Annotated in this window: 11 protein-coding genes; 5 read left to right on the forward strand and 6 right to left on the reverse strand. The window is 73.4% G+C overall.

What is annotated here, in order from left to right:
* Positions 1-12: 12 nt before the first annotated feature.
* Complete coding sequence (locus ACWFQ8_RS15675) at positions 13-873, reverse strand: carbohydrate kinase family protein (protein WP_453786768.1); 861 nt, start codon at positions 871-873, stop codon at positions 13-15.
* A 221-nt stretch (positions 874-1094) separates the two neighbouring features.
* Positions 1095-2039, reverse strand: coding sequence for a pseudouridine-5'-phosphate glycosidase (locus ACWFQ8_RS15680; protein WP_453786769.1), 945 nt, complete (start codon positions 2037-2039; stop codon positions 1095-1097).
* Positions 2040-2417: 378 nt separating this feature from the next.
* Here ACWFQ8_RS15680 and ACWFQ8_RS15685 point away from each other — a divergent pair, with 378 nt between their 5' ends.
* A complete protein-coding gene (locus ACWFQ8_RS15685) occupies positions 2418-2807 on the forward strand; it encodes a cupin domain-containing protein (RefSeq protein ID WP_453786770.1) in 390 nt (129 codons plus the stop codon).
* On the opposite strand, the gene ACWFQ8_RS15690 is transcribed toward ACWFQ8_RS15685, so the two are convergent.
* The 3 genes from ACWFQ8_RS15690 to ACWFQ8_RS15700 all read right to left on the reverse strand — a co-directional run bounded on the left by ACWFQ8_RS15690 (position 2798) and on the right by ACWFQ8_RS15700 (position 5962).
* Positions 2798-4075 (reverse strand): MFS transporter, encoded by a 1278-nt coding sequence (locus tag ACWFQ8_RS15690; protein WP_453786771.1) that lies wholly within the window; start codon positions 4073-4075, stop codon positions 2798-2800. The two genes, ACWFQ8_RS15685 and ACWFQ8_RS15690, sit on opposite strands and share 10 nt — an antisense overlap.
* Positions 4076-4261: 186 nt before the next feature.
* The gene (locus tag ACWFQ8_RS15695) at positions 4262-4825 is read right to left on the reverse strand and encodes a methylated-DNA--[protein]-cysteine S-methyltransferase (protein WP_453786772.1); all 564 of its coding nucleotides are present in this window, start codon (positions 4823-4825) and stop codon (positions 4262-4264) included.
* Between the two features lie 210 nt (positions 4826-5035).
* The gene (locus tag ACWFQ8_RS15700) at positions 5036-5962 is read right to left on the reverse strand and encodes a glycerophosphodiester phosphodiesterase (RefSeq protein ID WP_453786773.1); all 927 of its coding nucleotides are present in this window, start codon (positions 5960-5962) and stop codon (positions 5036-5038) included.
* Positions 5963-6287: 325 nt separating this feature from the next.
* Here ACWFQ8_RS15700 and uvrB point away from each other — a divergent pair, with 325 nt between their 5' ends.
* The 4 genes from uvrB (at position 6288) to ACWFQ8_RS15720 (ending at position 12336) form a co-directional block, all read left to right on the forward strand.
* Positions 6288-8432: an excinuclease ABC subunit UvrB gene (gene uvrB / locus ACWFQ8_RS15705; RefSeq protein ID WP_453786774.1), complete on the forward strand. Its 2145-nt coding sequence runs from the start codon at positions 6288-6290 to the stop codon at positions 8430-8432.
* A gap of 89 nt (positions 8433-8521) precedes the next feature.
* Positions 8522-9100, forward strand: coding sequence for a TerD family protein (locus tag ACWFQ8_RS15710; RefSeq protein WP_362878708.1), 579 nt, complete (start codon positions 8522-8524; stop codon positions 9098-9100).
* 43 nt (positions 9101-9143) lie between these two features.
* Positions 9144-11105 carry a TerD family protein gene (locus ACWFQ8_RS15715; protein WP_453786775.1) on the forward strand — a complete coding sequence of 654 codons (1962 nt, stop codon included), beginning with the start codon at positions 9144-9146 and terminating at the stop codon, positions 11103-11105.
* Between the two features lie 247 nt (positions 11106-11352).
* Positions 11353-12336 (forward strand): TerC family protein, encoded by a 984-nt coding sequence (locus tag ACWFQ8_RS15720; RefSeq protein ID WP_453786776.1) that lies wholly within the window; start codon positions 11353-11355, stop codon positions 12334-12336.
* A gap of 63 nt (positions 12337-12399) precedes the next feature.
* Here the strand turns inward: ACWFQ8_RS15720 and ACWFQ8_RS15725 are convergent, their stop codons facing one another.
* A complete protein-coding gene (locus ACWFQ8_RS15725; RefSeq protein ID WP_453786862.1) occupies positions 12400-13716 on the reverse strand; it encodes an MFS transporter in 1317 nt (438 codons plus the stop codon).
* Positions 13717-13792: the final 76 nt, after the last annotated feature.

Below are 13792 nucleotides of genomic sequence, written 5' to 3' on the forward strand. Positions count from 1 at the left end.
GGCGGTGCCCGCCTACGGCCTCCCGCCCAGGAGCGTCACCGCCACGGCGGCCGCGCGGCACCCGGCGCGCGCCGCCTCGACGGGGTCCGCGCCCGCCAGCCGGGCGGCGAGGAAGCCACCGGTGAACGCGTCCCCGGCCCCCGTGGAGTCCACCGCCTCGGCCGGCTCCGCCGCCACCTCGGCGGTGATCCGCCCCCGCTCGGCGACCAGGGCCCCGGCCGCGCCCCGGGTCACCACCACCAGCGGCACCCGCAGGCTGAGCTCCGCCGCGGCCCGGGCCACCCCGGCCGGCTCCGGCAGGCCCGCCAGCAGCCGGGCCTCGTCCTCGTTGGGCAGGAGTACGCCGATCCCCGCCACGGCGTCGAGGAAACGGTCGGGCCCCAGCCGCGCCAGGAACCCGGCCGAGGCCGGATCCACGCTCACCGGCACCCCCCGGGTCCGCGCCGCCCGCAGCGCGACCAGGGCCAGTTCCCGGCTGGAGTCGGCGAAGAACAGGTAGCCGGACAGGTGGAGGTGGGCCGCCCCGTCGAGCAGCGAGGGGGCCCAGTCGGCCGGGCAGAGCCGCAGCGCCGCCCCGAAGTCGGTCAGGAAGGTCCGCTCCGCGTCCTTGCCGACGAGCACCACCACCGTCCCGGTCGGCTCGGTCCGGTCGGTCACCAGCCGGGGCCGGACGCCCGACGCCAGCAGTGCCCGCTCGTGCCAGCGCGCCGATTCGGCGCCCACCCGGGCGAGGAGCCGTACCTCCCCCTCCCCCGTACGGGCCGCCCAGCAGGCGGCGTTGGCGCCGGCTCCGCCCGGCAGGGTCCGGATCCGGGCGACCGTGTCCGTGGCCGGAACCAGTGGCTCCGGGTGGACCGCCACCACGTCGGTCACGACGCCCCCGACGACCAGCAACGCCCCCGGCCCGGACGCCCGCGCCCCCGCCTCCGCTCCCGCCCCCGCATGCTCCGCCGCGCCCGCTGCCGCTCCCGCGCCCGCTGCCGCTCCCGCTCCCGCACCCTCCGCCGCGCCAGGCCCGGACGCCCCCGCCCCCGCCCCGGGCGCCCGCGCGGCGTCCGCCGGCCCGTGTGCGCCCGTCTCGCCCCCCGGCCCGGTCATGCCCGGGCCGCCCAGGCCCGCGCGATGCCGGCCCCGAGCCGCACGTTGCCCCGTACCGCCGCCAGGTTCGCCTCCAGCGAGGCCCCCTCCGTCGCCCGTACCAGGAAGTCCAGCAGGAACGGCGTCACCGCCTGCCCCGTGACGCCCCGCACCCGGCACTCGGCGAGTGCCTCCGCCAGCACCCGGTCGTGCAGGTCCGGATCCAGTTGCTCCGCCTCCGCCACCGGATGGGCCACCAGCAGCGCCGACTCCGGACCGCCGAGCGCGTCCTGAGCGGCCATCACCGCCGCCACCTCCTCCGGCCGGTCCACCGTCCAGTCCACCGGCTCGCCGGAATCGGCCAGGTAGAAGCCGGGGAAGCGGCGCGTCCGGTACCCGAGCACCCCCACCCCCAGCGTCTCCAGCCGCTGCAGCGTGGCCGGTACGTCCAGGATGGACTTCACCCCCGCGCACACCACCGTGATCCGCGTCCGCGCCAGCAGCGACAGGTCCGCCGACTCGTCCTGCGCCCGCACCCACTCCCGGTGCACGCCCCCCAGCCCGCCCGTGGCGAAGACCCGCAGGCCCGCCCGCGCGGCCAGGAAGGCGGTCGCGGACACCGTCGTCGCGCCGGTCGCCCCCGTCGCGAGCGCGGGGGCCAGGTCCCGGTGGCCGAGCTTGCGCACCCCCTCGCCGCCGGCGATCCGCTCCAGCTGCGCCTTGTCGAGACCCGCGTACGCCACGCCGTCCACGACCGCGATCGTCGCCGGTACCGCGCCCTCCGAGCGGACCAGCGCCTCCAGTTCCGTCCCCACCGCCAGATTGCGTGGGCGCGGCAGACCGTGCGCGATGATCGTCGATTCGAGGGCCACGACGGGCCGGCGCCGGGCGAGTGCCTCGCGTACCTCTTCGGACAGGACGGGTACGGGAAGCGGCCCCCGGGCTGCTGTGTGTTGTGACATGTCCCCATCCATGGCACAGGATTCGCGCCCCCAAACGCGCACCGGCCGCACCGGGCCGATCGTGTCCGAGTAGCACCCCGCGCCGCCCCCGGGGCCGGTCGCGAGGAGGGAGCCGGCCCGATGCCGCCGCGGGCCTGCGCGCCCTGCTCTTCGCGGACGCCCCCTTCGACACCGCGGCCTGCGCCGACGACGCCCCGCCCCACCCGCCGACCGCCGAGGACGCGGGCACCGCGACGGCCGGAACCCGCCGGTCCTCCCGCACGCCCCGCGCCGGCACGCGCCAGGGGAACCGCTGGACAGGGTGACGCGTCGGCGCTCGCGTTGCTGGACGCTGTGGTCACCGTGCCGGGCCGGCGGGCCGGATTAGGCTGGCGGGCCATGAGCACCAGTGATCACACGGACGAGTCCGCCGCCCCCGCCTCCTTCGCCGTCTCCGTGACCGACGTCCCCGACGCCGAACTGGAGGACGACGAGCTCGACCCCGAGCAGATCGTCTCCGGCGACCCGGTGGTGACGGGCCGGGTGCTGTGGGAGTCGGCGGACGGCAAGCAGGTGCGCGGCATCTGGCAGATCACCCCGGGCGTGGTCACCGACATCGAGGCCAACGAGCTGTTCGTGGTGGTCAGCGGCCGGGCCACGATCGAGGTCGAGGACGGCCCCACCCTGGAGGTCGGCCCCGGCTCCGCCTGCGTGCTCCGCGAGGGCGACCGGACCGTCTGGACCGTGCACGAGACGCTCCGCAAGGCCTACCACATCAGCTACTCCTGACGGGGGTGGCGCCGCGCGGTGAACAGCGCGAGCGCCGCCATCGGCAGCAGCAGCGCGGCCCCGATCGCGTTGAGCCAGCCGTAGCCGGCCTGCGCCATGACCAGGCCGGACGCCGCGCCGCCCACCGCGGCGGCCGTGTTCATGGTCAGGTCGCTCAAGCCCTGTACGGCGGCCCGCGCGGGCTGCGGCACCGAGTCGGTGAGCAGCGCGGAGCCGGACACCATCCCGGCTGACCAGCCCAGGCCGAGCAGGAACAGTCCGAGGGCGCTCTGGACGTGGCTCGGCCCGGCCGTGCCCGCGAGCAGCGCCGCGACCGACAGCAGCCCGGCCGCCAGACCGATCACGGACAGCCGCCCCAGACGGTCCGCGAGCCACCCCATCACGGGCGAGAAGGCGAACATGCCCGCGATGTGACCGCTGATGACCAGGCCGATGAGCTCCAGTCCGGCGCCGTGGTGGCCGAGGTCCACCGGGGTCATCACCATGATCGACACCATCGTGGTGTGGGACACGGCGACGGTGAGCAGGGCGAGCCGGGCGCGCGGGGACGCCTGGACGGCGGCGAGCGCCGCGCGCAGCGAACGGCTCGCGCGGGTCTGCTCCTCCGGCGCGGCCAGGGCCCGGGCGGTCAGCAGCGGATCCGGTCGCAGGAGTACGGCGATCAGCGCGCCGGTGAGCAGGAAGACGGCGGCGGCCCATACGAAGGGGCCCGCCGTCTGGGGTATCGAGGTGCCGGCGAAGCTCCGGCTGGCCGGGGCGGACAGGTTGGGTCCGAGCACCGCCCCGAGGGTGGAGGCCCACACGACGAGGGAGATCGCCCGGGCCCGCCGGTCCGGGGCGGCGAGGTCGGCGGCGGCGAACCGGGACTGGAGGTTGGCGGAGGACGCGGCACCGAAGGCGGCCATGCCGATCATCAGCAGCGGGAAGCTCTTGACGATGGTGGCGAGGACGACGAGGCCCGCGCCGAAGGCACCGATCAGGTACGCCAGGACCAGTCCGGGCCGGCGGCCCCGCGCGGTCATCAGGGCGGCGAGGGGCAGGGAGAGCAGGGCGGTGCCGACCACCGAGGCGGTGGAGGCGAAGCCGGACAGTGCCTCGGTGCCGCTGACCTCGGTGGCGAGCACCGGGGCCAGGGCGATGCTGATGGGCACGCCGATGCCGCCGAGGACCTGGGCCGCTATCAGCACGCCCGTCGTGCGCCGCCGGAGCCCCGGCAGGTCGGCCGCGGTCACGGCCGACGGCCGGTCGGTACCGGGCGAGGCGCTCACGCCGCGCGCCCCTGCCGCGATCGGCGGGCAGCTGTCCCGCGGGGCGGATACGGGGGACAAGGGCGGGCGGCGGGGCCGGGCGCGGCGGCGGCAGGAGTCACCGCGGCAGTGTGCCACCCCCCACCGCGCGCACGGAACCGAAAATCGGACCGGTTGTCCGTCCGGGCGGTGCGCACCCCGGCCGTGTCAGAACAGCGGCTGCGGAAGGACCCCCTCCAGGGCGAGGAGCAGGCGCTTGGTCTCCAGCCCGCCGCCGAACCCGCCGATGCCGCCGTCGTTCTCGACGACCCGGTGGCAGGCCACCACCAGCGGCAGCGGATTCGACCCCATGGCATTGCCCACGGCCTGGGCCCCGGAGGGCCGGCCGACGCGCGCGGCCAGTTCTCCGTACCCCACGACCGCCCCGTAGGGCACGGAACGGTCCAGTTCCAGCAGCACCTGCCGGTTGAAGCCGGAGCTGAGGCGCCAGTCCAGCGGCAGCTCGAAACGCCGCAGCGAACCGTCGAAGTACGCGGCGAGTTGGCGTACGGGCTCGGCGAGCAGCACTTCCTCACCCGGCGCGGGCCGCCGGGCGTCGGCGCCGAGCCGGGAGACGAGCCGGCCGATCAGCGCGTCGACGCGGTCCGGTCCGGCATGGAACTCGACCCGGACCAGACCCTCCGGGGTCGCTGCCAGGAGCAGGGGGCCGACGCCGCTGGGGACGACGGTCCATTCGAGGTGCGGCCCGCGGGGCCGCTCGGTGCTGTCCACACGTCCACGGTACGGGGCGGGACCGACAGTGCGGGCCCCGTACCGGCGTCATGGATCACTATCGGTCACACCGGTGACGGGTCTCGGGACTGGTCGCAGGACCCGCCGCGGAACCGGTCGCGGGACCGGCCTCGCGGGACCCGCCGCGGAGAGGGTCACCGGAACGGGTCACCGGGCCCGGTCGCCCGGGGCCGGCGGCCCCAGAGGTGCTCAGAACCCGCCCACGGCCTCCCGCACCACGTCCGGGGCGTTGGTGATGATCCCGTCCACCCCCATGCTCCGCACCTTCCGGGCCGTGGCCGCGTCGTCCACGATCCAGGTGTCCACCTCCATGGTCCTGCCGTGGGCGCCGCGCAGGCCGTGCACGGCCGCGACCCAGTCGGCCGAGATCGTGGTGTGCCACGGGTTGATCCGGTCGGTGAACTCGGCGTACTTCGGCAGGTCCGCCACCGACGGAGTGCCCAGGAACGCCGTGACGAGGTCCGGGCGCAGCCGGTGCACGATGCGGACGCAGTCGGTGCTGAAGCTCTGCACCACCAGACGCTGCGTCACGTACCGCTTTTCGAGCCAGCCGGCCTCGCCGAGCACCTTGAGGGTCTCCTCCTCGATGCCGGGGTAGAGCTCGGGCTTCTTGATCTCCAGCAGCAGCCGCTGCTGGTTGCGCCGCACCCGGTCGAGGTACTCCCGCAGCGTCGGTACGAAGGCCCCCGCGTACTCCTCGTCGAACCAGGTGCCCGCGTCCAGGGTGGCGATCTCCGCCGCGGTGAAGTCCCTGACCCGCCAGGGCTTGCGGTCCGGGAACACCTGCTCGACGTCGGTGGTGCGGGCCAGGGTGTCGTCGTGGATCACCACCAGCTCGCCGTCCTTCGTGCGCTGCACGTCGTTCTCGACCCAGTCGAATCCGAGCCGCATCGCCAGGTCGACCGCTTCGAGGGTGTTCTCCGGGGCGTAGGCCGAAGCCCCCCGGTGGGCGTACACCACGGGCCCCTCGAACAGGCCGCCGTCCCCGGCGGACCGGGGGGCGAAGGGGCGGCCCGGGGAGGCGGCGGAGGCGGCGGAGACTGTCCCGCCGAGCACGGTGAGGGTGAAACCCAGGAATGCGGCGGCTGCCGCGGCGGCGGGTCGGACGACGTACATGTGCGTTCTCCTCGGGTCGTGAACCCTGGTCCCCGTCCCGAACGGACGCGGCGCGGCAGACGTTGCGGCGATGCACTTCACGGCGGTCTTTGTCAGGCGATCATGTGGTTGAAGATCACATGGGCGCCACCGAACTACGACAAACGGACCACGCGGCCGAGGTCCCGCCGCAGCCGGGCGCGCCGCCGCCGCCGTGCTTTCACCCGGCCTTCACCGCGTCGTCGCCCCGCCGCCGCCCGGCCACGGTGCGGTACCCACCCGTCACCGCCCGGAGCGCACGCGCGGGTGGGGCGTGAGTGTCAGTGGGGGGTCGTACGGTTGACCCATGCGGCCCGTATCGAAGATCGAACGCACGGTGGCGCCTTTCGAGGTCGTCAGCCCCTACCAGCCCAGCGGGGACCAGCCGGCGGCCATCGCCGAGCTGGAGAAGCGCATCCGCGCGGGGGAGAAGGACGTCGTCCTGCTGGGTGCGACCGGCACCGGCAAGTCGGCGACCACGGCCTGGATGATCGAGAAGCTACAGCGCCCGACCCTGGTGATGGCCCCGAACAAGACGCTGGCCGCCCAGCTGGCGAACGAGTTCCGCGAGCTCCTGCCGAACAACGCCGTCGAGTACTTCGTCTCGTACTACGACTACTACCAGCCCGAGGCGTACGTACCGCAGTCGGACACGTACATCGAGAAGGACTCCTCGATCAACGAGGAGGTGGAGCGGCTGCGCCACTCCGCCACCAACTCGCTGCTGACCCGGCGCGACGTGATCGTCGTCGCCTCCGTGTCCTGCATCTACGGCCTCGGAACCCCGCAGGAGTACGTCGACCGGATGGTCTCCCTCAAGATCGGCGAGGAGATCGACCGGGACCAGCTGCTGCGCCGCTTCGTGGACATCCAGTACACCCGCAACGACGTGGCCTTCACCCGGGGCACCTTCCGGGTGCGCGGCGACACCATCGAGATCTTTCCGGTCTACGAGGAACTGGCCGTCCGCATCGAGATGTTCGGCGACGAGATCGAGGCCCTCTCCACCCTGCACCCGCTGACGGGCGAGGTCATCAGCGAGGACCGCGAGCTGTACGTCTTCCCCGCCAGCCACTACGTCGCGGGCCCCGAGCGCATGGAGAAGGCGGTCCGGGGCATCGAGGCTGAGCTCACCGAGCGGCTCGCCGAGCTGGAGAAGCAGGGCAAGATGCTGGAGGCCCAGCGGCTGCGCATGCGCACCACCTACGACCTGGAGATGATGCGCCAGATCGGGTCCTGCTCCGGCATTGAGAACTACTCGCTGCACATGGACGACCGCGAGCGCGGCTCGGCGCCCAACACGCTCATCGACTACTTCCCCGAGGACTTCCTCCTCGTCATCGACGAGTCGCACGTCACGGTCCCGCAGATCGGCGCGATGTACGAGGGTGACGCCTCGCGCAAGCGGACCCTCGTGGACCACGGCTTCCGCCTGCCCTCCGCTCTCGACAACCGGCCGTTGAAGTGGGAGGAGTTCCAGAAGCGGATCGGCCAGACCGTCTACCTGTCGGCGACCCCCGGCAAGTACGAGCTCTCCCGCGGGGACGGCTTCGTCGAGCAGATCATCCGCCCCACCGGCCTCATCGACCCCGAGGTCGTCGTCAAGCCCACCGAGGGCCAGATCGACGACCTGGTGCACGAGATCCGCGGGCGCGTCGAGAAGGACGAGCGGGTCCTGGTCACCACCCTGACCAAGAAGATGTCCGAGGACCTCACCGACTACTTCCTGGAGCTCGGCATCCAGGTCCGCTACCTGCACAGCGACGTCGACACCCTGCGCCGCATCGAGCTCCTGCGGGAGCTGCGGGCCGGCGAGTACGACGTGCTCGTGGGCATCAACCTGCTCCGCGAGGGCCTCGACCTGCCCGAGGTGTCCCTGGTGGCGATCCTCGACGCCGACAAGGAGGGCTTCCTGCGCTCGGGGACCTCGCTCATCCAGACCATCGGCCGTGCCGCGCGCAACGTGTCGGGCCAGGTCCATATGTACGCGGACAAGATGACGCCGGCGATGGAGAAGGCCATCGACGAGACCAACCGGCGCCGCGAGAAGCAGATCGCCTACAACACGGCCAACGGGATCGACCCGCAGCCGCTGCGCAAGAAGATCAACGACATCGTCGCCACCATCGCCCGAGAGGAACTCGACACCGAGGAGCTCCTCGGTACCGGCTACCGGCAGGCGAAGGACGGCAGGGCGGCCAAGGCGCCGGTGCCCGCGCTCGGCGGCAAGGCGGACCGGTCCAAGGCGGGCAGGGGCGCCAAGGGGGCCGCGTCCGGCGAGGTGCTCACCGACCGTCCCGCCGCCGAACTGGCCTCGCTCATCGAGCAGATGACCGAGCGGATGCGCGCGGCCGCGGCCGAGTTGCAGTTCGAGGTCGCCGCCCGGATCCGGGACGAGGTGGGCGAGCTGAAGAAGGAGCTGCGGCAGATGAAGGAAGCGGGCCTCGCCTGACCCGGACCGGGTCAGTAGGGTTGGGGTACGGCCGCAGGTACACGCTGCGCACCGGTATTTCGGGGCGGGCTACGGAGAGGGGACAGCGCGTGACGGTCAACATGACCAAGGGTCAGGCCATCAGTCTGCAGAAGGCGGACGGAGGCACGCTGACCGCGGTCCGCATGGGCCTCGGTTGGCAGGCGGCGAAGCGCCGCGGGTTGTTCGGCTCGCGGACCCGGGAGATCGACCTGGACGCGTCGGCGGTGCTCTTCGCCGACAAGCAGCCGGTGGACGTCGTCTTCTTCCGGCACCTGCAGAGCGACGACGGCTCGGTCCGGCACACCGGTGACAACCTCGTCGGCGGCGTCGGCCAGGGCGGGGACGACGAGGCGATCCTCGTCGACCTCCAGCGGGTACCGGTGCACATCGACCAGATCGTCTTCACGGTGAACTCCTTCACCGGCCAGACGTTCCAGGAGGTGCAGAACGCGTTCTGCCGCATCGTCGACGAGACCAACGGCCAGGAGCTGGCCCGCTACACCCTCGACGGTGGCGGCCAGTACACCGCGCAGATCATGGCGAAGGTGTCCCGCGCGGGCACCGGCTGGCAGATGACGGCCCTCGGGAACCCGGCCAACGGCCGTACGTTCCAGGACCTGATGCCCTCGATCCTGCCGCACCTGTAGCAGGACCGGACAAGAGAAGAAGGCACGGGGGAGGGGCTGCACGATGACGGCCGAACTGGTCCGGGGGCAGAACCACCCCGTGTCCCGGAGTCGGGTGGAGATCAGGGTCTCGGCGGGCACACCCGTGCTCGCCCTGGCCTCGCTCGCCGACGAGCAGGGCCGGTTCTCCGGCTCCGAGGTACTGGCGCACCCGGGCGCCCCGTCCCTCCCCGGCGTGCGCGCGCCGGGGGAGCTCGCCGCCCGGCACACCTTCGCGGTGGACCTCGACGCCGTCGCGGCGGACGTCCACCGGGTCGCCGTGCTGCTGGTGCTGCCGCCCGGCGGCCCCGTCGGCTTCGGCGCGGTCCCGGCCTCCCACGTGGCCGTGGCCGACCCGGAGGGGGCCGAGCTCGCCGGGTACACCCTGACCGGGCTGGACGCCGAGACCGCCGTCGTGGCCATGGAGCTGTACCGGCGCCAGGGTGCCTGGAAGGTCCGCGCCGTGGGCCAGGGCTACGCGCGGGGCCTGGGCGCCCTGCTGGCCGACGGCGGACTTCCCGCCCCGGCCGCCACCGCGCTGGCCTCCGCCGTGCTGGCGGCGGCCGCCCCCGCAGCCGGGCGGGGCCACGGCACGCGCGCCGCCCTGCCTGCCCCGGTGGCCGACGTGCGCGCGCCGCAGGGCGGCGCCCGGCCGCCCGCACCGACCGGGCCGGACCCGGTGCCGGTCCCCGGCGTCCCGTACCCCGGCGCGCCCGGCCCCCTGCCCGCCGCGGACGGCGCGGACACCCCTGCCGACTCCGGCCCGGCCACCCTCAGCTACGTGCACCCGCGCCGCCGCCGGGCGAGCACCGAGCCGCCCGAGCCCGCGCCGCGCCCGGCGCCGCCCGCGCAGCCCGGCGAGACCCCGCGCCCGGTCGCGGGGGACGCCAGCGGCTGGTCCATGGAGGAGCGGCTCTACAACCAGGTCTGGGGCATGTTCGAGGACATGGCCCGCTCGGTCGCCGCCTACCGCAGCGCCGTCGACTTCGCCGACACCCGCCTGGACCGCGAGCTCGACGAGGCCCTGTCCGACCCGCGCCACCGGCTGGGCGGCTCCGGCAACGCGGCCCGCGACACCGCGCGGGCCCGCCGCGACGAGCTCGTGGCCCAGGCCCGCGCCGTCCTCGACCGGGACCTCGTCCAGCTGGCCGCCGAGTGCGACGTCGTCGAGCCCGCGCTGCCGGCCGCCTGCGCCCGCTGGGACAACCCCGTCTGGCAGGGGCACCGCGTGCCCGAGGAGGCCCCGCTGGCCCTGCGGCTGGGGGACCTGCACCTGCCCGAGCGGCCCGACCTGCGGATACCGATGCTGGTCCGGGTCCCGCTGGAGCGCGGCCTGTGGATCGACAACGGCCGCACCGGCTCCGAGGCCGCCATGGCCATGGACACCGACCGGCTGCGCCGCGCCGCCATGGACATGGCCGTGGCGCACGCCGTGCGGCTGCTGGCCGTCCACCCCGGTGGCCGCTTCTCCGTCCACGTCATCGACGCGGCCGGTGCCGGGTCCGCGGCCTTGGCGCCCCTCGTGCGCTCCGGGGTGCTGGCGGCTCCGCCCGCCGCCGGGGCCGCGGGGGTCACCCGGACCCTGGCGGACCTGACCCGCCGGGTGGACCTCGTGCAGATGGCGCTGCGGGCCGGCGCTCCGGAGGACCTGCCGCCGGACGTGGACACGGCGGACCAGCTGCTGATCGTGCACGACTTCCCGCACGGTTTCGACGACCGCTCGGTCACCCAGCTGCGGTACCTGGCGGACGAGGGTCCCGCGGTCGGCGTGCACCTGCTGATGGTCGCGGACCGTGACGAGGCCTCGGCGTACGGGCCGCTGCTGGATCCGCTGTGGCGGTCGCTGATGCGGTTGTCGCCCGTCCCGGACAACCACCTCGCCGATCCCTGGGTCCACCACGCCTGGACCTTCGAACCGGACCTCCCCCCGCAGGGCAGCCGGGTCCTCGACCAGGCACTGGACCGGGTGGCCGAGGGCCGTCGCTGACCAGCCGCTGACCAATCCTTGGGACTCCCTTTACCTTTACCGGCTCCGGCGGGTACCCTGGTGCGTGCGGAGGGGAGTATTCCTGCTTTCCTGCTACGACGTACCCGTCAATACGGACCACTCGGTTGCACAGCGCAGTCGGTCCCGGGGCGTCGGCCCACGGCCTCCAGGCCGCCCGGGTGGAAGAGACCTCCGGCAGCGATGACGCTGACGAAGTGCTGAGCCATCCGCCGGAGGCGTGTCAACCGTGGAAGTTTCCTGGAATCTGTGGGTCCTGACCATTCTCGGTCTGTCCCTGCTCATCGGCGCCGATTTCTTCATCGGCCGCAAACCGCACGACGTGTCCATCAAGGAAGCGGGCATCTGGTCGATCGTCTGGATCGTCCTCGCCGGACTGTTCGGCCTCGGCCTGTGGTACTTCGGCAACGGCCAGGCCTCCCAGGAGTTCTTCGCCGGCTTCATCACCGAGAAGTCCCTGAGCGTCGACAACCTCTTCGTCTTCGTCCTGATCATGGCGAAGTTCGCGGTGCCCTCCCACCTCCAGCAGCGCGTGCTGCTCGTGGGCGTACTGATCGCCCTGGTGCTGCGCGCGATCTTCATCGCGGCGGGCGCGGCGATCATCGCCAGCTTCTCCTGGGTGTTCTACATCTTCGGCGCGTTCCTGATCTACACCGCCTGGAAGCTGGTCCAGGAGGCCCGCAAGGACGAAGTGGACGAGGAGTTCGAGGAGAACCGGCTCCTCAAGTCCGTCGAGAAGAAGTTCGGCGTCGCGGACCGGTACCACGGCACCAAGCTCTTCATCGAGCAGAACGGCAAGCGCGTACTGACCCCCCTCATGGTCGTCATGCTCGCCATCGGCACCACCGACGTGCTGTTCGCCCTGGACTCCATCCCCGCGATCTTCGGCCTGACCCAGGACCCGTACATCGTCTTCACGGCCAACGCCTTCGCCCTCATGGGCCTGCGCCAGCTGTACTTCCTCATCGGCGGCCTGCTCAAGAAGCTGGTCCACCTCAGCTACGGCCTGTCGATCATCCTGGGCTTCATCGGCATCAAGCTGGTGCTCCACGCCCTGCACGAGTCCGGCGTCCACGTCCCGGTGATCTCGATCCCCGTCTCGCTCGGCGTCATCTGCGGTGTCCTGGTCATCACCACGATCACCAGCCTGATCGCCTCCAAGAAGCAGGCGGCGGCCGAGACCGCCGCCCGGTCGGAGAGCATCGACGCCTGAGCGCCTGAGCGCCTGAGCGCCTGAGCGCCTGAGCGCCTGAGCGACGGGCGCGGCGCTACGGGGCTACACGGGGGCGGCCGTTTCGGCCGCCCCCTTCTCCATGGCTCCGTCGGCCTCCGCCCGCGCCCGCACCACCTTGGGGCTGGTCTCCGGCAGCAGCGCGAAGCAGCCGAGGCTGACCAGGGCGATCCCGCTCAGGTACGCCGCCACGCCCCACGGCGGCCCGGACCCGTCCGCCAGCGCCGTCGCCACGATCGGGGTCAGCGCCCCGCCCAGCACCCCGCCCAGGTTGTATCCCACGGCCGCCCCCGTGCAGCGGATCCGCGGGGCGTACAGCTCCGGTAGGTACGCGCCGACCACCGCGAACATCGTCACCATCCCCAGCAGGGCTCCGACGAAGCCCGCGGTCATCAGCACCGGGTCCGCCGTACCGAGCAGCGCCACCAGCGGGAACATCCACACCGCGCACACCGCGCACCCCGCCAGGCACAGCGGACGGCGCCCGTAGTGGTCGCCGAGCACCGCCACCAGCGGGGTCACCAGGCCCTTGAGCGCGACCGCCGCCATGATGCAGGCCAGCATCACCGTGCGGCCCACACCGAGGTGCTCGGTGGCGTACGCGAGTGACCAGGTGGTGACCGCGTAGAAGACGGCGTACCCCACGGCGAGCGCCCCGCCGGTCAACAGCAGCAGCCGCCAGTGCCCGCGTACCACCTCCGCCAGCGGGGCCCGGGCCCGGCCGTCGGACTCGGTCAGCTCCCGGAACTGCGGGGTCTCCTCGACGGTGCGGCGCAGCCACAGCCCGGCCAGCGCCAGCACCCCGGCGGCCCAGAACGGCACCCGCCACCCCCACGAGGTGAACTGGGAGTCGGTCAGCAGCGCCGACAGGGCCAGGATCATGCCGTTGGCCAGCAGGAAGCCCACGGCCGGACCGGTCTGCGGGAAGCTCGACCACAGCCCCCGCCGCCCCTCGGGGGCGTGCTCGGCGGTGAGCAGCACCGCCCCGCCCCACTCGCCGCCGAGCCCGAGGCCCTGGAGGAAGCGCAGCAGGAGCAGCAGGACCGGCGCGGCCGTGCCGATCGACCCGTACGTGGGCACGCAGCCGACCGCCACGGTGGCGAGGCCGGTGAGCAGCAGCGAGCCGAGGAGCACCGGGCGGCGGCCGTAGCGGTCGCCGATGTGGCCGAAGACCGCCGAGCCGAGCGGGCGGGCGAGGAAGCCGACGCCGAAGGTGCCGAAGGCGGCGAGGGTGCCGGCGAGCGGGGAGAAGGACGGGAAGAAGAGCGGGCCGAGCACGAGGGCGGCGGCCGTGCCGTAGACGAAGAAGTCGTAGAACTCGATGGCGGTCCCGGCGAGGGAGGCCGTGGCCAGCCGCAGCATGGAGGGGGGCGGGGAGGGATCCTGGTGCATGGTGCAGCAGTTACCCCCTCCCCGGCCCCCACGGGGTGGGTTCGGT

It is taken from the genome of Streptomyces sp. NPDC055254, from assembly GCF_053606025.1.